This window comes from Vibrio penaeicida (assembly GCF_002933855.1).
Classification (GTDB): Bacteria; Pseudomonadota; Gammaproteobacteria; order Enterobacterales; family Vibrionaceae; genus Vibrio; species Vibrio penaeicida_A.
This window is the reverse complement of record NZ_BFAQ01000005.1, coordinates 16,698-39,601: the sequence shown is the minus strand read 5'-3', so window position 1 is coordinate 39,601 and position 22,904 is coordinate 16,698. Positions and strand designations below refer to the sequence as shown.

Annotated in this window: 19 protein-coding genes and 1 pseudogene; 7 read left to right on the top strand and 13 right to left on the bottom strand. The window is 40.9% G+C overall.

The features are described 5' to 3' along the window. The first annotated feature begins 105 nt into the window (after positions 1 to 105). From VPNCDNU1_RS00770 to VPNCDNU1_RS00755, 4 genes are all read left to right on the top strand, one after another. Positions 106 to 1,776, top strand: a complete 1,671-nt coding sequence (locus tag VPNCDNU1_RS00770) for an N-6 DNA methylase (protein ID WP_104398586.1) — start codon at positions 106 to 108, stop codon at positions 1,774 to 1,776. Continuing rightward, complete coding sequence (locus VPNCDNU1_RS00765; protein ID WP_104398585.1) at positions 1,760 to 4,120, top strand: sensor histidine kinase; 2,361 nt, start codon at positions 1,760 to 1,762, stop codon at positions 4,118 to 4,120. The genes VPNCDNU1_RS00770 and VPNCDNU1_RS00765 overlap by 17 nt, the downstream gene beginning before the upstream one ends. Positions 4,121 to 4,133: 13 nt before the next feature. Next, the gene (locus VPNCDNU1_RS00760) at positions 4,134 to 5,177 is read left to right on the top strand and encodes a hypothetical protein (protein WP_104398584.1); all 1,044 of its coding nucleotides are present in this window, start codon (positions 4,134 to 4,136) and stop codon (positions 5,175 to 5,177) included. 151 nt (positions 5,178 to 5,328) lie between these two features. Continuing rightward, the gene (locus tag VPNCDNU1_RS00755) at positions 5,329 to 5,952 is read left to right on the top strand and encodes a hypothetical protein (RefSeq protein WP_104398583.1); all 624 of its coding nucleotides are present in this window, start codon (positions 5,329 to 5,331) and stop codon (positions 5,950 to 5,952) included. A gap of 204 nt (positions 5,953 to 6,156) precedes the next feature. On the opposite strand, the gene VPNCDNU1_RS00750 is transcribed toward VPNCDNU1_RS00755, so the two are convergent. Together VPNCDNU1_RS00750 and VPNCDNU1_RS28765 are read right to left on the bottom strand one after the other, a co-directional pair. After that, complete coding sequence (locus VPNCDNU1_RS00750) at positions 6,157 to 6,684, bottom strand: hypothetical protein (protein ID WP_104398582.1); 528 nt, start codon at positions 6,682 to 6,684, stop codon at positions 6,157 to 6,159. Positions 6,685 to 6,837: 153 nt separating this feature from the next. Beyond that, positions 6,838 to 6,975: a hypothetical protein gene (locus tag VPNCDNU1_RS28765; RefSeq protein WP_167404689.1), complete on the bottom strand. Its 138-nt coding sequence runs from the start codon at positions 6,973 to 6,975 to the stop codon at positions 6,838 to 6,840. 168 nt (positions 6,976 to 7,143) lie between these two features. Between VPNCDNU1_RS28765 and VPNCDNU1_RS00745 the strand changes: the two genes are divergently transcribed. Then, on the top strand, positions 7,144 to 7,596 hold the full coding sequence (locus tag VPNCDNU1_RS00745; protein ID WP_104398581.1) for a hypothetical protein: 453 nt from the start codon (positions 7,144 to 7,146) through the stop codon (positions 7,594 to 7,596). Positions 7,597 to 8,106: 510 nt separating this feature from the next. Here the strand turns inward: VPNCDNU1_RS00745 and VPNCDNU1_RS00740 are convergent. The 6 genes from VPNCDNU1_RS00740 to VPNCDNU1_RS00715 all read right to left on the bottom strand — a co-directional run bounded on the left by VPNCDNU1_RS00740 (position 8,107) and on the right by VPNCDNU1_RS00715 (position 15,912). Further along, entirely contained in the window at positions 8,107 to 9,942 is a 1,836-nt protein-coding gene (locus tag VPNCDNU1_RS00740) for a hypothetical protein (RefSeq protein ID WP_104398580.1), read from the bottom strand. 120 nt (positions 9,943 to 10,062) lie between these two features. Then, positions 10,063 to 11,190 carry a hypothetical protein gene (locus VPNCDNU1_RS00735; RefSeq protein ID WP_104398579.1) on the bottom strand — a complete coding sequence of 376 codons (1,128 nt, stop codon included), beginning with the start codon at positions 11,188 to 11,190 and terminating at the stop codon, positions 10,063 to 10,065. A 166-nt stretch (positions 11,191 to 11,356) separates the two neighbouring features. Continuing rightward, positions 11,357 to 12,508, bottom strand: coding sequence for a TniQ family protein (locus VPNCDNU1_RS00730; RefSeq protein WP_104398578.1), 1,152 nt, complete (start codon positions 12,506 to 12,508; stop codon positions 11,357 to 11,359). Continuing rightward, positions 12,466 to 13,356, bottom strand: coding sequence for a TniB family NTP-binding protein (locus VPNCDNU1_RS00725; protein WP_104398577.1), 891 nt, complete (start codon positions 13,354 to 13,356; stop codon positions 12,466 to 12,468). Before VPNCDNU1_RS00725 ends, VPNCDNU1_RS00730 begins: the two co-directional genes overlap by 43 nt. Then, positions 13,353 to 15,272, bottom strand: a complete 1,920-nt coding sequence (locus tag VPNCDNU1_RS00720; protein ID WP_104398576.1) for a Mu transposase C-terminal domain-containing protein — start codon at positions 15,270 to 15,272, stop codon at positions 13,353 to 13,355. The genes VPNCDNU1_RS00725 and VPNCDNU1_RS00720 overlap by 4 nt, the downstream gene beginning before the upstream one ends. Next, the gene (locus VPNCDNU1_RS00715; RefSeq protein ID WP_201797099.1) at positions 15,265 to 15,912 is read right to left on the bottom strand and encodes a TnsA endonuclease N-terminal domain-containing protein; all 648 of its coding nucleotides are present in this window, start codon (positions 15,910 to 15,912) and stop codon (positions 15,265 to 15,267) included. The genes VPNCDNU1_RS00720 and VPNCDNU1_RS00715 overlap by 8 nt, the downstream gene beginning before the upstream one ends. Positions 15,913 to 16,077: 165 nt before the next feature. Here VPNCDNU1_RS00715 and VPNCDNU1_RS00710 point away from each other — a divergent pair. Continuing rightward, positions 16,078 to 16,755: pseudogene (locus VPNCDNU1_RS00710) on the top strand (ATP-binding protein); the annotation flags it as partial. Positions 16,756 to 16,814: 59 nt separating this feature from the next. Here the strand turns inward: VPNCDNU1_RS00710 and VPNCDNU1_RS00705 are convergent. Continuing rightward, positions 16,815 to 17,789 carry a DUF2860 family protein gene (locus tag VPNCDNU1_RS00705; protein WP_104398574.1) on the bottom strand — a complete coding sequence of 325 codons (975 nt, stop codon included), beginning with the start codon at positions 17,787 to 17,789 and terminating at the stop codon, positions 16,815 to 16,817. A gap of 201 nt (positions 17,790 to 17,990) precedes the next feature. Between VPNCDNU1_RS00705 and VPNCDNU1_RS00700 the strand changes: the two genes are divergently transcribed. Further along, positions 17,991 to 18,875: an acyltransferase gene (locus VPNCDNU1_RS00700; RefSeq protein WP_104398573.1), complete on the top strand. Its 885-nt coding sequence runs from the start codon at positions 17,991 to 17,993 to the stop codon at positions 18,873 to 18,875. A gap of 76 nt (positions 18,876 to 18,951) precedes the next feature. Here VPNCDNU1_RS00700 and VPNCDNU1_RS00695 read toward each other — a convergent pair whose 3' ends face one another. The 4 genes from VPNCDNU1_RS00695 to VPNCDNU1_RS00680 form a co-directional block, all read right to left on the bottom strand. Continuing rightward, the gene (locus VPNCDNU1_RS00695) at positions 18,952 to 19,554 is read right to left on the bottom strand and encodes a thiol:disulfide interchange protein DsbA/DsbL (protein ID WP_104398572.1); all 603 of its coding nucleotides are present in this window, start codon (positions 19,552 to 19,554) and stop codon (positions 18,952 to 18,954) included. 42 nt (positions 19,555 to 19,596) lie between these two features. After that, entirely contained in the window at positions 19,597 to 20,583 is a 987-nt protein-coding gene (locus tag VPNCDNU1_RS00690; RefSeq protein ID WP_104398571.1) for a serine/threonine protein kinase, read from the bottom strand. Positions 20,584 to 20,631: 48 nt separating this feature from the next. Beyond that, on the bottom strand, positions 20,632 to 22,050 hold the full coding sequence (gene ccoG / locus VPNCDNU1_RS00685; protein ID WP_104398570.1) for a cytochrome c oxidase accessory protein CcoG: 1,419 nt from the start codon (positions 22,048 to 22,050) through the stop codon (positions 20,632 to 20,634). Between the two features lie 340 nt (positions 22,051 to 22,390). After that, a complete protein-coding gene (locus tag VPNCDNU1_RS00680) occupies positions 22,391 to 22,654 on the bottom strand; it encodes a YihD family protein (protein WP_101115253.1) in 264 nt (87 codons plus the stop codon). Positions 22,655 to 22,904 lie beyond the last annotated feature (250 nt).

Here is a 22,904-nt window from a genome sequence, read left to right as displayed (position 1 = left end):
TATCGATTCCTGCCCTGTTAGTTTGTTTTGTTATCGATACACAATATCGATTGATTAATGAATTCAATATCGATATAAGGTGCTTAGTTTACTAACTTCAGAGTCATGACATTGCACACGAAAACAATCAGAAAAGCCCTCGGCGCTTACTATACCCCGACAAGTTTGAGTAAGGTTTTATGTGACTGGGGGATTAGGTCCTCAGATGACTTGGTTTTTGAACCAAGTTTTGGAGGGTGCGGCTTTTTAGAAAGTAGTGTCAATCGGCTTTCTGAGCTAGGTTGCTCAAAACCTATATCTCGTATCTTTGGAGCGGATATAGATGCAAGAGCTTTTGACTATTTATCTGAGATGTTAGGAGATGCTACTAACATCAATGGGCAATTTGTTCATAAAGATTTTATACAGATATTACCGCGAGACTTTAACAAGCAGAGCTTTGACGCCGTTTTAGGTAATCCACCCTATGTGTCTATGCACAATATGAGCGAAGAACAAAGGATTAGTTGCTTTAATTTACTGCGAAAATCTCCCTACGCTAGAGGGACTATTGGTCGTAATGCTAGCCTTTGGGCGTTTTTTCTCCTCCATAGTCTGTCTTTCATTAAAGAAGGCGGTAGAGTCGCTTGGGTTTTACCTAGTAGCTTATTACATGCAGATTATGCCAGTGAATTACTGAAAGTGTATAGCTACCATTTTCAGCTTGTTAAAGTGATTAAGCTAAGCAAACGGTTTTTTCAAAGTGATGATGCTGACGAAGTATCCGTAATACTTTTTGCTGATGGTTTCAAAGCTAAGAAAAGTCCCCCTGTAAAAGTTGGCTATGCAGTAGCAGCTGATGTAGGTGAGCTTTCTGAAATTACTCAAGAAGCCAGCTTGAACAGTGTGTCTTGTGAAAATTATAAACATGCCCTGTTTGATATTTCTACTCTTGAGGCGTTCCAACGCCTTTCTACTGAGAAACAAGCAGTTGCGATGGATATGGTTGCCAAGATAGTCATAGGTATGGTTACTGGCGACAATAATACTTTTATTGTTGATAAAGAAACTATCGATAGCTACGAGCTAGATGAATGTGATTTAAAGCCAGTTATTGGACGTTTTTCTACCTTAAAAGGCCTACTTCACAACTCGTCAAGGCAAAAGCGAATCCAGGAAGAAGGGGCTAAATCGTTTTTAGTCTGTCCGGAATCAGTTGATGAAAGACACTCAGCTATCCGAAACTACCTATCACGTGTACCTGCAAAGACTAGGAAAAGTAATCGAACATTTAGAAAGAGAGCGGCATGGTATTTTCCCGATGATAAACGTTACCCGGATGCATTCCTATCATACATGATTGACCGTTCTCCGAGATTAGTCATTAACTCTGCACGAGTAAATTGCTCTAACTCCGTACATCGTGTTTTCTTTAATGAAGGTATGTCATTTATAAAAAAGAAAGCTATTTCTGTTTCTTTGCTTTCATCGTTCTCTCAGTTATCTGCTGAGCTTCAAGGTAGAGCTTATGGCTCAGGTGTTCTGAAGCTAGAACCAAGTGCAGCAAAACGAATTCAGTTTTTGCTAGATGACAACCTAGAGAAGAATCTAGTTAAAAATTTCAGCTCTATCGATGCATTAATAATTCAGAATAAAACAGAGGAAGCTCAGTCAAAAGTTGATGAAATTATAAGTAATACAACGGGGTTACCACTTTCTGTCCTGCAAAACTTCGCGCGAATGGTGCGTACCTTAAGAGAAGATAGATATAAGGGATTACATGAATCAAATAGCTAGTACAGTGGATTTTCAGGAATATGAAGAAGATCTGTCATTCTCTGTTGACGGACGCCTTCTATCTGAGTTAGGTGAAAAGCTAGTAACTAAAAATTATCTAGCCTTGTCTGAGCTTATTAAAAATGGATACGATGCTGATTCTTCTCTAGTTGAAATATCACTCCACGATGTTCGGCAAATAAATGAGCGAAGTAAGATCGTTATCCGTGACACCGGCGAAGGAATGTCTTGGGAAGAGCTCAAGAATAATTGGATGCGGATATCTACTTCTAACAAAGAGAGGTTCCCTATATCTGATAGGTATGGGAGGAAGAAGACCGGAAGTAAAGGTATTGGTCGCTTTGCTTGTCAAAAACTTGCTGATGCCATTCATTTAGAGACAGTAAAAGAAATTGATGATGGTTTATTCGAAGTCACAGAGATTACAGTTAGATGGGATGACTTTAGGAAAGGCGTAGATCTAATAAGTATTGATTTTTCTGCGAAACACCGAAAAGTTAGCAGCTACGATTTGTCTTCAGGAACTACGATTACACTTTTCAACTTAAAAGAAAAGTGGACGCAAATTTCGTACAACGGACTCCTTAAAGAACTAGCCTCTCTTTCTATGTCATCTCAGTGTCGAAGAGAAGGCTTTGAAGAAGACCCTGGTTTTGACTTGTCTGTAAAAGCAGAAGAATTTGAGCTGGGTGATAAAGTTGATTTGTCTTTAAACGAAAAAATCTTGAATTCATCTTGGGGTAGGCTCAGAGCAACCATAACGGATGAAGGAGAGATTCAGTTTATCTTGGAAGCTAAGCTTTTAGGCAAGAGAGAATATAAGTTAAAAGATAAGTTTCCAAAGCTCGCTGGTATTGCTTTTGATTTGTCTTACTTTCCAGATAGAACTGGCTATTTAAGAAATCCCGAGATAGTACCGTTAAAAGTTATAAGACCAATACGAGCAGCTCATGCAGGTGTCAAAGTATATAGTGAAGGGTTCAGGGTTTACCCGTATGGTCAAGATGGGGATGACTGGTTAAACCTTGACAAAGATGTTGGTCGCCGAAAGGCAAAAATTGATAACCATGAGTTGAGTGTCATTGCGGAAAGCTATGGGTTAGATCCGAAAAGGACAATGTTAGATCTTTTTTCTAACAAGATGCTCATTGGTAGTGTGATGATGGAGGGTAACACCAGTGATTTCTTCCAGACTAAACTCAATCGTGAGGGCTTTATCGAAAATGAAGCCTTTAAGGACTTATATCAGGCTTTACGCACAGCCGTAGAGTGGATGACGATTCAATATTCCACTTTTAAATTTCTTCACGCAGACGAAGAAGCTGAACGTGTGAGAGAAGAGTTTGATAAAGTCTTTAGTACGCCAGTTATTAATACTACAAATGAGTCAGAATATTTTGAATCTTTAAGACCAAACCGAGAAAAGAGAGTATCTGAAGCACTTAAAATAATTCAGAAAGCCATAAGTGGTGAGGTTGCCTCGAGTGATAGTGAGGCAATTGCTCTTGCAAGTGATAAAGAAAATATAGCAAGGAAAGCAACTGAGCTACTATCAACAGAGTTTGATACTAGTGAGAAAGAAGTATCCTTACTGAGGTCTATTGCGTCAACAGGTCCACTCTTTTTCGTATTTGCACATGAATTTAGAGGGTTAATCTCAAACTTAGACACGGATGCCGGTAGTATCGAACAATGGGTTGCAAACGCGGAAAGTAGCTCATTAGATTTTAAATGGTTGCTAGATATAGCGACATCTCTGCGTCAAACTCGTAACCATTTCATGTCTCTTGAAAAATTGATTGGGGTTTTTTCGTCTACTCACAAGATCGAAAATAAGCAAATTAGAGTATCTGATGCGGTTCGCTCTGTGGTTGATGGCTTTGCATTCATTACCAGAGCTTATAACATTTCTGTCGACGTTGATATTGACAAACGATTTCTTAAAACGGCGCCAATGCCTGAAGCCTCTTTCTATTCCATTTTAGTAAATCTACTCTCAAACTCAATTAAAGCGGTTCTCGCAGTAAAAAACTGCCAAAAGCGAGAGATTTTAATCTCGGCTTCGAGGGAGGATAAACTCGTTCTGAACATTTCTGATAATGGCATTGGTCTAGATGAGTCACTGTGGGAAGATGTTTTTAAGCCTCTAATTACGGATCCTACAGGCGAAATCTACCAAAGAATGGAACAAGCTTCTGACTTAGATGATCTTGCAGTTTTAGGGAAAGGAACTGGTTTGGGGCTAAATATAGTAAAAGGAATGGTTGCGCAGAGTAAAGGACAGGTGAAGTTTATAGAGCCGATGACAAGTTGGTCCACAACTGTTCAGGTTCAGCTACCTTAGGAGCTCATAATTAATGCAAAAGAAATACGTTGTTATCTTTATTGATGACGAAGCTAACTCTTTACAAACAAGTGGACCTTCGGCAAGGACTGGATTAATTGAACAGTTACAAAAAGATGCAAGGTTTGAAATGACGCCATTCCACCCTGTAGAGTTTGAACAACTAGGTATCAATGGCAGGAAAAAATATTCACCAGACCTCGTGGTAGTTGACTACAAACTACAAGGAGTAGAGAACCGTGATGGGCAAAACTATGACGGAACGGGCTATACCATGACTAGTTTGTGTAAAGAGGCTTTTCCTGATGTCCCTTGCTATTTAATCAGTCAGCTAATTGACAAAAATATTGAAGTTGGCGATCACTATGATAAAAAAATATCTCACCGTTTCCTAACTGAGACTTCAGGTAAGGACGTTCTAGCAAGTGACTGTGGCTCATTTCGAGCGATAAGAAATGCCAGTGTTGACTTGGATAGTTACGTTAACCTGTTGTGTGTCCCTGACGAGCAATGTGGCGATGTCCGAAATAGTTTGCCTTATCCATTATTAGAAACCCTAAGATCTAGAGTACAAAATGAAATAAATGATGCTGATAAACCTTGCCTGCTTTTTGCTCGCTGGATAAATAAGTACTTTTTAGTTCGTCGTGGACCGACAATGAGTACTCTTGAGTTCGCAACTCTCTTAGGTTTGAAAGAAGAATATTTCCTAGACACGTTTACTAAAATGTACGAGGAAAAACTCGAACCGTTAAAGTACAAAGGTGTCTTTTGCGATAGTTTTCCTGAACGTTGGTGGTCTCAGATGGCATATAATTTTGCTATAGAGTTGTCACAAGGAGAATCTCCCTCTGAACCATGGAAACGAATTCCAGAGTTACTTGGTATTGATAAAAATTATTGGTCTTGCTGTGAAATCTGTGACGTTCCCTTACCTCAAACAGTGGCTCTTGATAGAGAAAGCGGTGAGTGGGTAGCTTGCCATTGGGAATGCTGTGTAGAAGGTGATCTCAGTGAAGATATAGCTGGATTCGACCCTATTTTGTATATTGACTAGGTAAGCAATGGCTAAATCTTGTAATCATATGTCTATGTTCTATAAAGATTATAGGGCAAACATTAAGAGCTGTTTAGAGTTTCTTACTTCTAATCCGACATTAAGTCGTTATGTTAATCACGTTACTATTTCTAGGCTCAAGAGCAATACCATGCAGTTTGGAGCTAATAGTGCAGTGTCAAAGCATGACCTATCTATTACTCCATTTGAGATCGGTACAAAAAGGCTAATTTCTAGTAACTTGATATCAGGAGAGAATATATCTTTTGGGGGAGAGCTTAGGTTTGATAACAATGGCTATTTTTATCAGTCGCTCTCTTTGTGCTTTATTGCGAAAGCTGAAGGAGAGATACCAGAAGATAATGGGTACTCGATTGGAAAAATGGATCCTGAAGCTAGTTATGTAATCAGACGCTTTCATTTTGATATCGATGCTCAGCAGTTAGGAAATGATCGCCCAGTATTTCATGTTCAATACGGTGGGAACATACATGATGACCAAAAAAATAATCATCGGTATGAGTTAATAAGTTGTGTTGACTTACCCCGCATTCCTTCTTTACCGTTGGACTTAGTACAAGCCATTAACCTGATTTTTCAGCAGATCGACACCGATGTTTCTAGTGTATTTAAGCAATCACGATGGAAAACTATAGTCTTGGAAAATGACAGAATATGGGAAAAAGTTTACTTCGAATCTCTAAAAAAAAGAGGAAATACAACGCTTTATGAGCGTTTATGTGGTTCAAATATGTTTGATTTGGCAGGCAATTAGAAGTGTAACTATCAATGATAGGCTATCGAGAGTCCTTTGATAATTTGAAGGTTAGACTTAATCCGTGTGAAATGTGCACTGTTGCTAGGTGAAATACATGTCCAAGAAGTTGATTGTGAGAGGTTTTTCACAGTCGACACTTAATAGTGATTGAAGTCTGTAACGTGGTTTCTGGGATAGGCATTGACACCTGTGAAGCGGGATCTAGGGCAAATATTTATGGGGTATTTCCCTGCTGTCACCAAGTAACAAGTCTTCAAAAAATAAGTCAATACGCTCATCATTATTTTTAATAAGATCCAAGGGTTTAGCACTTAAAGTGTTTTTTTGCTGACGTAACTTATCTCCTATTACATTGGCTATTTCATCTATCGATTCATTGACACTGACCAGAGACGAAATTGTCGCTTCACTTAGATTAGGCTGGAAAAGTTCTATTGTTTGGTGGCGAGTTAACCAAAAACCAATATCCCAACCAGATAGCTTTTGATAGAGAGTAGGAAGTATCTCTCTAAGTTTGTCATAGAACCTAAAGCTCTGTGTTAATTGAAACCTTGGGTACAAGAGTTCGCTTTCGCTTATGAAATACAGAACTTCTTGTCTTTCTTTTAGGTTTTTTAGTGAGATACCTGAACTTGGGTTATTTTGTGTAAGAAGCTTGGAAAACTCCTTTTCATCTAAGACCTTGTAGTCTTGAAGTAGCTGCTTTTTACTTGTTTCGAGTAAAGTCATTAACCTCTCAGTTGAACTTTGGGCGGACATCTTTTTCATGGTTATACTCGGCTATTTCAGCGAGGAGATACAGTTTCAGCGAGATTTCTTTCGCGACATCACGCAAGGAGCGTTATGCACATTGCGTGATTAAATTCTTAAATCAAACGAGTATTAGTCATCTCCTAGGTAGTCCTCGTTATTGGGGTTATGAGCATCAGCCCAATCATCCATATCTGCGTCATTGTTAGGGTTGTTTATGTCAGACCACAAATCTAATTCTTCTTGAGATCTGTCTGAAGGATCCATCATTGGTATTCTCCTACGATTTCAATAGTCAAATTGTTGTATCTTCATAGCGTCACCTTGACTGCACTACGTTAACAACAATGGACGAATTTATTAATATGAAATAAGCTCAAAAATTGGTGAAAGTTTTGGGTTTCTTAGAAATGCGAAAAGACGCTCCAGTCTCCAGTCATGCTGTTTCTGAATGCTCAAAAAGCTATTTGTAATAATATCTCTTGTTCAAGCAAAGAAGTTTTGGGCATTAATACTGAAATTCCAGATATTTTTCTTTGGCTTAGAACTTACCTCGTCTTGAACTCAGAAGCTGCCAAAAAACTTTCCTCATTCCTTAAATCCAAAGGAGAGTTGCTACCAATTCGAGTCGATAACAAAGACATGTATATTTTCAACTGTCTCCAATTTGGGAAAGAAAACAAAGCCCTATGCATGAAAAAATATCTTAATGGTATTGAGGACGGCTATAAAACCTTGGTGTTTGATGATGAGGATGCTTCTAGCAAGCTTATCTTCAAGTCAAATCTAGTGGGACCGATGTTATTCGTCACAGAAGAGTTCAAGTCACTTTGCGATGAGAGCAAGCTTAAGGGATTTCGCTTTGAACCCAACCTTTTAGCTGTTTTTTAAGTTTATCTAAAGATTTTAAAATGATCGTGTTTGAATACAAGGTGGTCGCGTTATCCAATTGTGCAATAACCTGTTGCACAATTGGATGCGCAAGTAAATCTGCTGATTATGGAGCATAGTTCAAACCATAGGATATAGCTAATATGCAAAACATGCACGTTACTCATTAAGCAACTACCTAGGAATCCTCAGTTGTTGCAAAATTTGCAACAACTCCTACATACCTCAATTTTTCAACAGGTTGTTGGGCAAACTATAGTATCCAATGTGCAGGAGGGTAATAGCGAAACAGGCTGTTTCGAAAATCACTTCTGCTAGTAAAGTGACTGACACGGTTTTGTCCAGCTTTGAGTCGCAATGCCAACGGAACGTGTGTACGATTTGATCGTGACTTATCAGCAAAGCTGTCAGGTCGAGCATGAGCTAGTACAGATAATATTAGAATTTTCTAGCGGTTTTGAACCCATTTCACAAATGTAATTTCTCAAGTACATGACCAGTAGAGACAATTTATCCCATTTTATTTAGAGCGTTAGTTACAGTAGACTCTCCAGGGTACTTTTTAGCTGAGTTACCATGCTTGAACACGTAGTGTTTATTTGCATTTCTCAGGATAGGAGACAGTTTTAGGGTGATACCTTTGGTAAACCTAACTTCATCAAGCAAAGCTGATATTATAGAATTACCAAGATTGCGGTCACTAATCTGGAAAATGATCCCCCTCGATCCACTCATTTCTTCACTAATGTCGGGGCTGGAATCGCTGAATTTAATATCTCTTTCTAGCTCAAAAATGTAGTAATAGTTTTTATCTATTTTAAACCGAAAGATAGCGGCTCCTCTATTTCTGCTAGTATGTTTGATTTTCATCCAAGATATTGATTGTTTTAAATATTTATCAATATCCTCCGCACCTTGCTTACTTTTGTTTAAGTATTTTTGAAACCTCGAATAGTCCTCATAAATATCAACGTCTGACAGTTCTATATACTCTAGGTTGGAGTCCGCTTTGAAAGTATGATCAGAGCTTAGCCATTTGGCGTTACTTATCTTGTGGGCGTGGTCGTTGCTACATCGAAGTAAGTACTCCCAAATCTGTTCCACCGTTCCAAAGGTTCTATAGTTTTGAGGGTTGTTTCCACTGACGGTGCGCCCAGTGTCTTTGCCTGAACCATGCTTGTCTCCCCCAGACAACCCTGATTGGTCTTCTTTGGGCTTGGTTTTCCTTCTATTTTCTTTCTCGACTTCGATTTTGATAATGTTAGTCTCAACTTCATTGCCAAGTTCTAGTATCGAGGAGTCGTATATTTCGTAGTCGTGAGAATCTAAATCTGGAGACAGATTGTTTCGTCGTTCCTGCTCGGGCTTGGCTATGCGACGTCTCTCTTGAGCATATGTTGTAGGGTCATATCTGCCTTCTCCACCGGGCTTTGCAACACTTTTATCTTTATAAACATCTAGCTTTGGTAGCTTGGGACTTGCGAATCCTACAATTTGCCATGCAAAAAAGGTATTTTTAGTCGTGAACTCACCTCGAACCCACATTCTTGTGGGACCTTCAAACCAAGGTCGAACTTTGGGGCAGACAATGTTTCCAGGTTCAGAGACTTGGAGTTGGCTAGAAAAATTCTTGAAGCTACTTGCGGCAAATTGACTGTATTTTGCTGATGCTAAAGCGTTGTAGTCACCAGAAACAAAGCCACCTTTTGGGTGCCTTATATTCCATCCTTCGTTATTTCCCGACCTATAGTTCAGTGCAAATCGCTCTATAATTTCATCCCAAGGGTAGGTACATAAAACTCTCTTAAATTCTTTTGAGCAGCCGTAAACAGAATGAAAATACTCCATACATGGAATTATCAAATAAGTACTAAGATTGCTATTCATGCACTTTGCTGTAAACACCAATGCATATGTATCGCCTAAAGCATCTAAGCTATTGGTAACAAAATCAGGTAAGTAACCATCTTTTGCCAACTCATTAAAGGATTTGATTTCCCATTCGCTTTCATCATGATTGACCTTAAACTTCGAAAAAGGACTGCATAGAATGCGGTGCTGTGTTCTATTTTTCCAAATAGAACCAATCTTCACTTCGACTGAGTGAGAAACGAGCGTACCTATTAAGTTTATCTTTCCGTAGACTCTTCTATTTACGTAGTCAGTTTGATGAAACCCAATGATCAAATGGGGTTGCTGATAGCTTCCATTATTTATAGTTGATTTTCTAAATCCTATATGAGCACTGGCAATATAGCATTGGCTTGGTTTCCTGACGCTTGGGAAGTCTTCATACACTAGTGGTGAGACATTATCAGAAATATAGTGATACTTTCGATAAAACATTTTTACTCTTGGTCGCAAAATATTCACTAATCAGTGAATCATGAAAACTTCAATTAGTACAATGTATTATCGTATATTTTGGTGATTGGGTTCATATTTGTTATTGAAATTAACGCTGTTTTATTTCAGAGCTGGTAACCAGTAGTGAGCTTTATATATAATAATTTGGTAAGAGAGGTCTTCATTTCTAATTATGTCCTCAGGTTGAACTTTATTCGTAAGTTTACGAGGTATTGAGTGGAAGTATTCAAGTCCAAGTTGGATCCATTTTATCTCTTTATCAGGGGTATTCTCACAGTAAAGTTGAACGATCTCCTTTTCTAACTTTTTGAGGTTACGTCGGTGAGCTGTTTTTGTTTTCCAGGGGATCCTTAGTGCCAATCCATATTCTCTGTTTACGAAAGTAATGAACCCTGAGATTGATGAGCGTTGACCTTGATGCTGGCGTAAGTACCGTTCCAAACAGTATTGTGTTATTGGTAGTTTTGACTTTTTCAGTAAATCACTAGCAGGATAAAGAGATAAGCGCAGTGTGCGAATCGTTATGGAATCTGAGTGCAATTTAGATAACAGATAGAGATGATAACGATGCAATACTCGATATGCTTCAGGGCTTTTCTCAAGAGATTGAAAATATTTTTTAATCCTATTTTCCTCTGAGCTTTTCTCCTGAAGATCTTTATCTAACAAAATTCTATTTGATTCATCTAACCAGCGAATAACATTTAGCACCTTTCTTAGCTCTCCGGCACCAAACACTTCCAGTAGTTCAGGGTAGCTTGGAACTCTTTTCCAATGACGATACATCTCATAAAAGAATGAAGCGTACCGATTGATTAAAACTGCTGCCCTCTCAGCCCCCCTTCTTTTTTGAAGCCAATGTCCAAATGAAATCCAATCGTTTTGTAGTGAAGACCCCTCAAACATTGCTGCGCTGAGGTGTACTTTTTTATCGAGCAGCTTTTTCCAATAGCATTCTTCGCAAGACCTTCCTCTTCCAGCAGGAATTTTTTTCCCGCACTCAATGCAAAGAACATCTTCATTGAACAGGCACTTTTTGCAGACTTTATTTGTGAGTTTTCTATGTCGATGGCACCTAGAGCAAGTCCCAAAATTATCGTTATTAGAGGAAAGGATGCCCTTCTTGGGCTTTACGAAGTATTTGTAGCAGCTTTTACATACCACGCCATATTTGGTGAGCTTTCCAAGCTTTTTTCCTTCGACGCCACACCGAACGCATGGTTTCATTTTCTCACATGCTCGGCAGATCGGCTTTTTCTCAAAAGTGGGGAGTCTTGCAATTTCTCCACACTTGAAGCATCGCGTGCTCCTGAAGTAGAGGGTATAGCAGCTTCGGCAATACAAGAGTTCTTTGTGTCGTCGCACAATTATCTGAACGGGCTTATTGCAACCATCACAAGTCTTCATAGTTCAAATGATACTTTCTTAGGAGGCGCGCCATTTTTTTCTTAACATGAGCCTTACTTTTTGGAGATGGCAATCCGGTCATTGCCTGCCTTTTGTTCTTATTAAACTTGCCTCGAATACGTAACGTAGGTAGGTATTTTTGTAAGCACGGAAGAGTTTGCACCTTACTATCCGTAAATATGGTTGGAGGTCCGAACCTAGCGAGTTGCTCAAATAAATCTTGAGGAGCAGCATCCATTAGCTTTTTTGCGCCATATAACAGCCGCGATCTTTCAAATGTAGGGAGCATTTCTAATGCTAACCCCGATACAGGAATGAATAAGGAAGACTGAGGAACACCAAAATCACTAACTAATGACTGTGCTAATTTACTCTTAGGTTGCTGAGCTGCTTTTCGTATTACATAGATGAAAAAGCGGTTGAGGTGAAACCATTGTTCGGAGGATACATTACCTTTTCCGTAAAGACCGTATCCGGTTCTGAGGACAAAGTCTGCTTCAGATTGGAAGCGAAAAGATAAATCGGAAGGTGTATTTATGAGATTGTTTATCTTTTCTTCAATTATCATGCTCTTTTTACAATGTGGGCACCTTTCGGTTATCCCATCTTGAACTTTTAGCTGATTTGGCTCAATCAAGCTTCTGCATGAAGGGCATCGCTGTATAAGTGGATGTTTGTGCCTTTCACATACCGTGTGCCATGAGAATCGCCACTCTGTCCTATAAAACGGATGATCCAGAGCAAGGCAAATAGGACAAACTTGAGAGCCTGAAAGGTGCTTGCGGTTTTTGGAACCGAGTGAGAGAACCCAAGGCCAAATTCCGATTGGTAGTACGGTTGGCGACAATCTAGTAGCAAAGTGAGATAAAAAAGCGCTACTTATCGCATCACTGTTAACCCCAGAATAGCCGCTAAGCTTTTTGACTTTGTCCGGTGAAAACCCTCGATCAAAATCGATAGTCCAAACTCTCCACTTTGGCCAAAGGTCACCGGTCAGAGTCAGCGGATCGCATCCGTGCTTAAAAGATACACGAGTTAGCCATGAAGAGAGTAGCTCGTCTGGATAAAGTGGAACATCAAACGTCCAACGGCTTTCTAAAGCTGGACCTCCCGGATGCCACGAGTAGGGCGTATCCATACTTTCCCCTTAATTATATCTAGATCAATTTGTTCCTTGCCTTGAATGATCGCCTCTCTAGAGCACTCAATTAACAATCGGTGTAGGTCTCCAAAATTTCCCCCTGAAATAGAAAACAACTGCGACGCAATACTTGGTGAAGACAACTTTGATGGTTTACCTAGTGGCAGTACTCTTTCGAAGTCTGCTAGAAGTTGTTGAAATTCTTTATTGAGCTCCCAGTTGACTAAAGGAAATACATCAAAGCGACTTGCATGCTGAGGATCTGTATGTAAAACGCGAACTGCTTCGCGGGTACCCACCCCAACTATAGGAATCATGAGCTCATTGCAAAGTAACTTAATAGCATTCATTACTTCCCTTTGTTTTATTGCGCTACCGGTTAATAAAGAATGGATTTCGTCGAGGATTATCATTTTGACCTGGCAAGTTCTACACAAATCGATTAACTGATATCGGAGCTTTGATTTTGAGTCACTTACACGATGCGGTGCCCAAAATTGTTTTAAGAGAGTCAGGTACAACCCTTTTTCATCAGCACTGGGTGGGGATTCAGCTAGAACTATAGGTTTGACTGGATCATTATCATCATCAACATAACCTTCTCCATGCAGTGACTTGAACCTCCTTATAAGTGTGGTTTTCCCATTGTTTGAATCACCAATAATCAAGAGGTTTGTCATACGGGGTTTTGCTGGTCGTTTCAACAAATCTTCCATTAACTCAAGTAAGTATGTTGCTCGTTTGTAACCAATCCAGCGAGGGTGTTCTAAAAACTGGATTCTCTCTTGACTATTTAGTGCGGCAATATGTCTAAATTCAGGGTGAATGTGGTCTAAGTCACTCATGCAATGTCTCCATATCCTGACACTTCTTCTTCCAATAAATCCCAGTCGCTTGATTCAGTAGGTGTAAAAGACTTCGAATCCGATTGACTTTTTATAGATGGGGAAGCCGGTGTGACTTCTTGAGCGTGAACCTTTCTGCGCTGGGCCTGGCGTCTTGCTCGTTTCGTATTTTTCTTTGCTGCATCAACAAGTTCACGTTGTTCATTTAGAGCTTCGAATATTTGTGCCTCATTTATTCCTTTCTGGCCAGAAAGCTTGAGTTTTTCTTGAGCCTTTCTTAATTCCCAAAGACTTAAATCGGGTTTAGATTGGTCAGAGAATGGCACTTCAAAATACTGCTTAAGTGTAGGATCGTAGAACCAAATAGTTTTCAGTGAACGGGGATCTCGTCGAAAGAGCAGTTTTCGTTTTTTACTTGTCTCTGGATCTATTGCATTGATCCAAGGTCTCAGTGACTCTGAATAGTACCGAAGCTTATCGATACTCACTCCGAAAGGTTGCACAGTTCGATAAAAAGATGGCATGAAGTCAAGTTGAATCGTGTTCTTATTCACTGGCCTTGGTGGAAGCCCTGCGCCGGGAGAGTCATTTGTTCCAAATATTCCTTCATTCCACTTTTGGATAGGTGACATGCCTATGCTGGAATGTTTTTTATTGTTGTAGATTTTACATATTTTCCTGACGAGCCATTCTTCAAGCTCAGATAGAGTCAGTGCTGAATGTTTATCTGAGTCGTAGCCTTCCCGGGCTTTAATATCTGAAAAAGTTGTGCCTGGTAAGTTGTGTATATCCGATAAAAAGGTCCCTAGCAGCCGCTCGACATGTCCACCATATTGGGGCTGCTTAACTGGTCTAAATTGCAACTCAATTCCATATGCAGCACAAGAGCGCTGAAAATTATCGGAACGGAAATCAGCGCCGTTATCAACGTGTATTTTTGCGGGAACGCCCCATACAGGCCAATCAGTATCTATGTTATGTAATGTAAGCCATTCTTCTTTTGGCAATATAGAATGAGCTACGCACATTGCAACGGATGTTTCTGTGGGAGGGTCGAGAGAGAGGTAATAACCTACAACCATCCTACTGTAGACATCAATAGCCATTGTTATCCAAGGACGACCAATGGGTTCTCGATGTTCGTCATCGACAATGATGATGTCGGCAGGGGTATGATCAATTTGAATCACTGAAAGGGGATAGTTTGCACCAGGGAATGTTCCTGGGGCGGGTTTAAACTTATTGATTGCTTTGTCTCTAAAACCATGTTTTCTTAGCCTTTCTCGCTCTGATACTGATGCTATTCGAGCTCTTATTGCTGAATGACAAGGCGACTTAATACAAGCGTTATGACATCTTCGTTGTACCTCGAGAATGACGTTTGCGGCAGAAGGTCGCTGTTGCGTGAGGTAATAGTCGTTGATCACTTCGTTAATGATTTCTTCTTCTTTGTTTGAGAGCCGACTATTGCCCTTTTTCCAACCTCTGCGTTTAGGCGCTAGAGCGATAACTAAACCATAGCTCCTATATCTTTTTAACCAGCGATATAAGGTTGCAGGATCTACATTTATTTCTTCCGCTCGTTTTTTAACTAAATTTCTTCCCACTTTTTCCAACTGGATGAACGGTTTTATTGCATTAAAACGATACTCAGCTGTTTCCCAATCTTTTTCGGAAATGTCAGATAAATCAATTTCAACGACCGAGTTTTCCATCTGTACATTTGCGGGACGTAACTCTTTTACCTTTAGAACAGCTGTTCTGTTTGTAACAGGACTGGTTGCAATGACAGTTGAAAAATCAACAATTTCTTTAATTACAAACAAGTCATTTCCGCGATATACAATATTCCCAACATCCACAGAGACTTGCTCTCGGTTAGGCTTAAAGTTCTTATTTAAAAATTCATTATCCATAACAAGGTACCCACAAATACGTGTTGTTTGACAGCGGGAGGGAAAGGTCACAATCAAGTTGCCTGGTAGCGACTAAGTACCAAAGGTGAGCGATACCAATTGCTTGCCCTATACCTGAAAAGTGAAAGCCAACTAGGTTGCTAAACATTATTTGCCCATGTTGTTCAACATTGGCGATGATACGATTTGAAATGTCTTCATCGAATTGCATTCGTTTATACCTACTTAGAAACTCGATGTTAGAAAGAGTCAAATCTCTTATACGCGATTCATCCATAATGTGAAATGAGTAGCCCTGCTCTTGAGCGAATCGCCATGCAGCCTTCCACTTAGGTAGCCATTTACGCCAGTGTTTTTGCCATTCTTCTTTAGGCTTTACCTCAACAAGCATTGGCTTGGTGTAATGATCTACATTGTGGTACCCAAGGCGATAGTGGACTAAAAAATCAGGTGTATATTCAAAGCTTCGACCGTCTGGGTAGCAAAATGGAATACTTACTGGTTGTGGAAGGATATCTAATACAGAAAGGTCAGAATCTGCTCGAACGATAAAATCTCGCTCCAGAAGAGACTCGTAACCAACGGAAGAACCACTTCGGATAGGTACGAAGCCTGAAACACTTCTCCTTGTAGGTTTCAAAGTTCTAGCAACTCCTTTATTTACATAGTCGCAGCTATTTCTGGACATACAACTCCCCAATCGCACTTAATTTATTAAATTTCGTCGCATTTATTTGTAAAACACTTTATCGCAAGGTCTTATTCTCTGTTGCCGATTGTCGCATTAATTTCACGATATCACAGCGGCTCTATACCCAGGCCGGGTGAAATTTCGTTGGCTCACAACGGGCTCCTATTTCTGGATGAAATGCCAGAGTTTGAACGAAAGGTACTGGATTCATTACGAGAGCCCCTAGAGTCAGGTGAAATCATCATCTCGCGTGCAGCGGGTAAAACGCGCTTTCCTGCTCGCTTTCAGCTGGTGGGAGCGCTCAACCCAAGCCCGACAGGGTATTACGAAGGGAATCAAGCGAGAGTGAATCCTCAGGCCATACTCCGGTATTTAGGTCGCCTATCTGGACCACTGCTCGATAGGTTCGACATGTCTTTAGAAATCCCTGCCTTGCCTAAAGGTACGCTCTCTGAGGGAGGAGATCGTGGGGAGCCCACTCAAGTTGTGAAACAGAGGGTGAATTTTGCACGTGAGAGAATGCAATCGCGAAATGGAAAAGTAAATGCGTTGCTAGGGACACGTGAAATTGACAAGTATTGCCCATTACAAAAGCAAGATGCCGAGTTTCTTGAAAATGCGTTGCATCAGCTTGGGTTGTCTATTCGAGCGTACCACCGAATCATCAAGGTTGCTCGCACCATTGCCGATTTGTCGGGTAGCCGAAACATAGAGCGTCCACACATTGCTGAAGCCTTGGGATATCGCGCCATGGATAGGTTAATGAAGCAACTCACCGCACAAGCGGTATAAAAAATGCCAGCGAACAGCTGGCATTGTTAAATGATACGTTATTGGGTTACTTAAACTTTTTAAAAGCTGTAATTCAAGCCAGTAGCAACAATCCAGTTGCTGCTGTCGTAGAAATCGATGTTTGAAGTGACGGAGTCGTACCCACCAAAAGCCACTAGAGAAGTGTTTTCCCACCCCATGAAGTTCACGTATTCATAAGCTAAGAACAGTTTGAGTTGATTATCATCTCGGGTTTTATCGAAGACAGGATTCGTGTCGTCAAAGCTGCGATTGAGATAAGACACGGTAGTAACGAATTGATGCTGACCGCGAACCATGATCGCGGTTAAGTCTGCACCGATTCCAGTGTTTTGCATTGCAGAACCATCGGCATCGCGTTGGATGTATTTGAGCGAAGGCAGCAAAAAGGTGGTGCGGCTTAATGGCACAAATTTTTCGACTTTGGAATACAGCACTCTGCCATTTCGATCCAGTTTATCGGCACCCGACGCTAATTCTGATCCTGAAGTTTCTTTATCAATATTAATTTGCCCATAGGCGAGATCAAAATTGAGACCAAACAACGGTGTCTTTTCCAATTGAAGGCGATAAGCCGTACCAAATTCTTTGGTTTCTGCACGGTTACCATTGAGCTGATAAGGGTCTTGCCATACTTCGGATTGAAGGACACTTGGCAGTGCTGCGAGGCTCCATGTCATGCCTGAAGACAACTCATTTTTGTAGCCTAACTCAAGCGCTAATGTACCGATGGCAATATCAGCGCGAGAAGTACCAAAAAATACCTGATGCTGTTTATCTGATCCGAACGTGTATTGAAGATTCCCTAACGGCGCAACCAATACGTTATTCTCGGTTGGGGTTTCGCCTTTTTTACGCTGAGCGCTGGCTTCTGTGTTCATATTTGATGTTTGACTGGTATAGCCAACATTGATAGCCACTTCGCCACTGAATCCATTCTTATCGCTGAGCTCTGCCTGGGCACCATAGGAAACAACCAAAGCAGACAGTAAAACACTTAACGATTTTCGTTCCATGATAATTCCTTTATCCGAATACTGATTTTTGAGCGAGAGTACAGAATGTCATATTAAATGGTAATTAATCCACTAATCCATGCTGTCATACGAAAAACTCGACAAATCAGACCATTAAATAAATGGATTACATTAAGATGACAGCGCAGTACAATAATGCACCATTTTTAACGTGGGCTTATTTTCAATACTTATAACGCTATGTTTGGTTATTTTCTTCTTATTCTCAACGTCACACTCGTCATTCTGACTTCTGCTTTGTGCTCCATTCCAATCGTCTTACTCGCATTGGTCAAACTTCTCGTTCCGGGACAAAAACTAAAAACGCATGTTACTCGTGGTGCCAACTTTTTTATGTGGCTTTGGGCAACACTCAATGGGCTGATATTGGTTATTTCTAACCGAATAGAGTGGCGTATTGACGGGGGAGAAGGGTTAAAAAAAGAAGGCTGGTACTTGATGATCAGCAATCATCTCAGCTGGACAGACATCGTTGTTCTTTGTTCTGTATTTAAAGATCGCATACCCATGCCTAAATTTTTTCTAAAACAGCAACTTTTATACGTCCCTTTCGTTGGTATGGCTTGTTGGGCGCTGGATATGCCATTTATGCGTCGTTATTCAAGGGAGTACTTAATTAGGCACCCTGAAAAGCGCGGTCAGGATTTGGCAACAACCCGCCGCTCATGCGAAAAATTCAGACACTTACCCACCACAGTCGTGAACTATGTGGAAGGTACACGGTACACAACTGAAAAGCAGAAAAAGTCCAAAGCCCCTTATCAGTACTTATTAGCTCCTAAATCGGGTGGAATTGCTTATACGCTAGCGGCGATGGGCGAACAATTTGATCATATTATTGATGTCACATTGGCGTACCCAGATAACGTAGATGCCCCGTTTAAAGACATGTTAATGGGTAAAATGAAGCGAATAGAGGTGCGTATTCGTTTGATACCGATGACAGAAGAGGTAACGGGAGATTACTTCAACGATAAGCCTTACAAGAGGCAGTTCCAGCAATGGCTTGGGGATATTTGGCGAGATAAAGATGAAGTGCTGAAGAATATTTATCACGGTAAATAGACTTTAATGTAACTAATTGATTAAAAATAAAAAAAGGAGCCAAAGGCTCCTTTTTTTAATGACTGTTCAATGTGAGCTATTTGAGTTTCAATAGGAAATTAACCAGCTCGAAGTACTCGTCCATTGATTTAATCGATGGTGCTTGTACAAGGTATTTATTGTTGACCACAATGGCAGGAACACCGCGTAGACCGCTGTCTTGGAACTGCTTGTCGAATCGACGTACCATAGAATCCACTGCAAAACCTTTGTAAGCTGAATCGAATGCCTTGGCATCAATACCTTCGTCTAGGAAGAGCTGACGCAATTCTTCTTCATTCTTTGGTGGCTTTTGCAAGTTATGGATGCGATTGAACATAACCGGAACCATTTTATCTTCTGCCTTTAGTGCCACCATAGCTGCGTATGCTTTGCTCATTGGTACGCCCATGTTGCCACCCATGAAAGAAACATGCACCTTAACCAGCTTTGCGTTGTCTGGCAGTTGTTTCTTAAGTTGCTGAACAACAGGTTCGAATGAATTACAGTGAGGGCAATAGAATGAGAAAAACTCAGTAACTGTAGGGGAAGAAGACGCAGGAAGATCCAGTACTTTGTAGTGTTCACCTTCACTGAATTTTGCTGCATGGGCAGAAACGCTGATAAGCACAGTTGCAATCAGTGCAAAAAGTTTTTTCATGTAGTTATTCTCCGTGTAAAACCGTGTTGGACACAGCACAACTTACCATTGAGGCGTGAGTGTCAGCGGGGCTTCTTCTAAAGCCGCCAATTGTTCCTTGAATGCAAGCACTTGACCTTCCCAGTATTTCGCGTCGCTAAACCAAGGGAATGCAACTGGAAATGCGGGATCTTGCCATCGCTTAGCTAACCAAGCCATGTAATGTACCATTCGTAGACCGCGCAATGGCTCAATTAGTTTCAATTCATTGTGATTAAAGTTACAGAATTCTTCATAACCCTCAAGAATGATATCCAATTGAGCCAATTTATCATGGCGCTCACCATTGAGTAACATCCATAAGTCCTGAACAGCAGGACCATTTCGCGCATCATCTAAGTCGACAAACATCGGTCCATCTCGCCAAAGAATGTTCCCTGGGTGACAGTCTCCATGCAAACGCTGTATAGCTGCTCCAGAAACCCAATGCGACTCAATTCGCTCAATAAGCATGTCTAAGTCGTTGAAAAAGCTCTTTTCCAAGTGCATGGGTATCAGGTTGGATTGTTGCAATAGTGCGCGTGGTTGATAGAGGTACTCTTCAAAGCCTAAAGTAGGACGATGTTTAAATGTCTTACTTTGAGCAACTTTGTGAATCCGACCCATAAAACGACCTACCCACTCCAACTGTTCGTCGTTATCGACTTCGAATTGGCGCCCGCCTACGCTATCAAATAGCGTGAATAGATAGCCATTGTACTCATGCAATGTTTGACCATTGATCACCAAAGGAGGGGCAAGAGGTATGTCTTGTTCCAGTAATTCTAAAGCAAAATCATGTTCTTCTTGGATTTGAGCCTTGCTCCAGCGCGATGGTCGATAAAATTTAACCACATAGCGTCGCTTATCCTCATCTGCGAATTGATAGACTCGGTTTTCATAGCTGTTTAAGGCGAGCAGCCCAGATTCCGCACGGACTCCAATGCTTTCCAGCGCGTACCACATGAAGTCGGGAGTCAGAGCTTCAAAGTTAAAGGCATTTTCAGACATACATTAAAAAAGGCGCATTACTGCGCCTTATTCCATCTTGAGAAGAGTCTATAGCTTCTTAATAAATCGGCTTTCGACTTCGACAGTAAATTGGTCACTGTCGGTGAGTATAAACTGAATCTTTGAGATGGGAGAGCGAAGTTTGTCAGGATCAGCACCAAGACTCAAAGGTAAGTTAAGTACTTCACCTGGGCTAACTTGCACGGTTTGGGAGCCATACCAAGTGACATCACTAATGCCACTTACGTTGAGGCTGTATTCCTGTCGCTCTTGAGTTTTGTTGATGATTTTAAGGGTGTACGTGTTTTCTACGAGCCCTTCGCTGTTCATTCTAAACAGTTGGTTTCTATCTCGCAGGACTGATAATCCCATCGGTTCAACGCTCACCACTTGGAAGAGGAAAAGCCCCGTCATGAGTAACATGACCACGCCATAACCCAGTAATTTCGGTCGCATTATATTGGTGTGCTTACCTGATAGGCGATGTTCTGTGGTGTAGCTAATGAGCCCTTTTTCATACCCCATGCGGTCCATGGTTTTGTCACACGCGTCAATACAAGCGCCACAGTTGATGCATTCGTATTGCAAGCCATCACGGATATCGATACCAGTCGGGCACACCTGAACACACAAGTCGCAATCAATGCAATCCCCCAACCCTAGCTGTTTCGGGTCGGCTTTTCGAGAGCGACCGCCACGTGTTTCCCCTCTTTCGGTGTTGTAACCCACGATGTAGGTATCTTTATCGAACATTGCAGACTGAAAGCGAGAGTAAGGACACATATGTATACACATAATTGAGCGCATCCACCCTGCGTTACCATAGGTACAAGCAGCGAAAAATACGACCCAAAACACAGGCCAAAAGCTGGCGTTAAAAGTGAAAAAGTCGATAACCAGATCTTTGACGGGCACAAAATATCCGACAAAGGTAAAGCCGGTGACAAGGGCAATAAACCACCACGCTATGTGCTTCAGGGCTTTGCGAAGCAGAAGGTTTGAGTTCATTTTTCCGCTGTCTTGCTTTCGCCGTTTATTGGCGGCGCCTTCTAACTTTTCTTCAAACCATATGTACATAAATGTCCAAACGGTTTGAGGGCAAAGGTAGCCACACCAAACTCGTCCTAAAAATGTAGTTAGGAAGAACAGCCCAAAGGCAGCGATCATAAACAACAAGGCAAGAAGAGTGAGATCTTGTGGAAACAAGGTTGTTCCGAAGAAATTAAATTGTTGATTGCCTAAATCCAACAGAATCGCCTGACGATCACCGTAGGGTATCCAAGGCGTTAGACCAAACACCAGCAATAAAAACCAACCACCGTATCGACGGAGTTTTTGGTAGGTCCCTTTACTTTCTCGCACATAGATTTGGTTGTTCGGGTTAAAACGGTCTCCTTTACCCTTGTGAGTTTTAGGGTTATAGGTTTTCGGAGTCACATCTTTAACTTCGATTTTGTCCTGACTCATACAGGTGTCCTTCTTGGGCGTTTTGAGGTGAAGGTTCTTTTGCCTTCACTCTTCGACATTGCTTTTTTTATTCTAGTTGTCTTGCCAGATCTCACACGAAGAAGTCGAACGTAAGAAGGTTTGTGTACATGAAGAGAGCACGACACTCTGTTTAACTACACAAACAAAGAGCAAGACACAGCTCGAATTGCCTAAGGATTATACTGTTTATAAAACATTTATTTTTTTATGGGTATCAAGGTTTAATAACTTTCTTAGTAACAGTTGAGCAAAAAAATAGGCATACACAAAAGCGGCAGAAACGCCGCTTTAAGGAAAGAGAATTGAAATACGGTTGGAATTAAAGAATGCCGCGAGCTTTTAGAAGCGCTGTCTTGAAATCGTCTTCTTGATCTTTAGCCAACCCTGGAATCATGTCTTCTTTTTGACTGTTTCGCATTTTTAAATGGTAGATCAGCACATCATCGGTCAAATCTTCGAGTTTGCCCTCATATCCTGCTTCTTGAGATAACTTTTGGATGAATGCCATTAAGTTGAGGTCTGACTCTTTTTGCCATTCTGGATGCATGAGCTCGATTAACTCATTGATGCGATGACATTTCATATCTTTCTCCACAAATTTCATAGTGATATTTTTGTACGTTAACAAAATCTGTTGAAATAAAAAAGCGCAGTCTGAGACCGCGCTTTTTATTAAGCCGCTTGGGTTACTTTCTTGTCTTTCTGGCTCTCAAGAGCTTTTTTAACAACTAAGTTTACCTGTGGAGCTGGTTTGCTGCAGACTGGAGCTGAAGCAAAACCTGAACGACGTCGAGACGCACTACGATGTGTGTGCGAAAACCTGACAGGTGTTG

What these genes read in the sequence shown, in the direction of transcription:
- VPNCDNU1_RS00770 (WP_104398586.1), top strand. Translation starts at nt 106, where the DNA reads ATGACATTGCACACGAAAACAATCAGAAAAGCCCTCGGCGCTTACTAT.
- VPNCDNU1_RS00765 (WP_104398585.1), top strand. Translation starts at nt 1,760, where the DNA reads ATGAATCAAATAGCTAGTACAGTGGATTTTCAGGAATATGAAGAAGAT.
- VPNCDNU1_RS00760 (WP_104398584.1), top strand. Translation starts at nt 4,134, where the DNA reads ATGCAAAAGAAATACGTTGTTATCTTTATTGATGACGAAGCTAACTCT.
- VPNCDNU1_RS00755 (WP_104398583.1), top strand. Translation starts at nt 5,329, where the DNA reads ATGCAGTTTGGAGCTAATAGTGCAGTGTCAAAGCATGACCTATCTATT.
- VPNCDNU1_RS00750 (WP_104398582.1), bottom strand. Translation starts at nt 6,684, where the DNA reads ATGACTTTACTCGAAACAAGTAAAAAGCAGCTACTTCAAGACTACAAG.
- VPNCDNU1_RS28765 (WP_167404689.1), bottom strand. Translation starts at nt 6,975, where the DNA reads ATGATGGATCCTTCAGACAGATCTCAAGAAGAATTAGATTTGTGGTCT.
- VPNCDNU1_RS00745 (WP_104398581.1), top strand. Translation starts at nt 7,144, where the DNA reads ATGCTGTTTCTGAATGCTCAAAAAGCTATTTGTAATAATATCTCTTGT.
- VPNCDNU1_RS00740 (WP_104398580.1), bottom strand. Translation starts at nt 9,942, where the DNA reads ATGTTTTATCGAAAGTATCACTATATTTCTGATAATGTCTCACCACTA.
- VPNCDNU1_RS00735 (WP_104398579.1), bottom strand. Translation starts at nt 11,190, where the DNA reads ATGAAACCATGCGTTCGGTGTGGCGTCGAAGGAAAAAAGCTTGGAAAG.
- VPNCDNU1_RS00730 (WP_104398578.1), bottom strand. Translation starts at nt 12,508, where the DNA reads ATGGATACGCCCTACTCGTGGCATCCGGGAGGTCCAGCTTTAGAAAGC.
- VPNCDNU1_RS00725 (WP_104398577.1), bottom strand. Translation starts at nt 13,356, where the DNA reads ATGAGTGACTTAGACCACATTCACCCTGAATTTAGACATATTGCCGCA.
- VPNCDNU1_RS00720 (WP_104398576.1), bottom strand. Translation starts at nt 15,272, where the DNA reads ATGGATAATGAATTTTTAAATAAGAACTTTAAGCCTAACCGAGAGCAA.
- VPNCDNU1_RS00705 (WP_104398574.1), bottom strand. Translation starts at nt 17,789, where the DNA reads ATGGAACGAAAATCGTTAAGTGTTTTACTGTCTGCTTTGGTTGTTTCC.
- VPNCDNU1_RS00700 (WP_104398573.1), top strand. Translation starts at nt 17,991, where the DNA reads ATGTTTGGTTATTTTCTTCTTATTCTCAACGTCACACTCGTCATTCTG.
- VPNCDNU1_RS00695 (WP_104398572.1), bottom strand. Translation starts at nt 19,554, where the DNA reads ATGAAAAAACTTTTTGCACTGATTGCAACTGTGCTTATCAGCGTTTCT.
- VPNCDNU1_RS00690 (WP_104398571.1), bottom strand. Translation starts at nt 20,583, where the DNA reads ATGTCTGAAAATGCCTTTAACTTTGAAGCTCTGACTCCCGACTTCATG.
- ccoG (WP_104398570.1), bottom strand. Translation starts at nt 22,050, where the DNA reads ATGAGTCAGGACAAAATCGAAGTTAAAGATGTGACTCCGAAAACCTAT.
- VPNCDNU1_RS00680 (WP_101115253.1), bottom strand. Translation starts at nt 22,654, where the DNA reads ATGAAATGTCATCGCATCAATGAGTTAATCGAGCTCATGCATCCAGAA.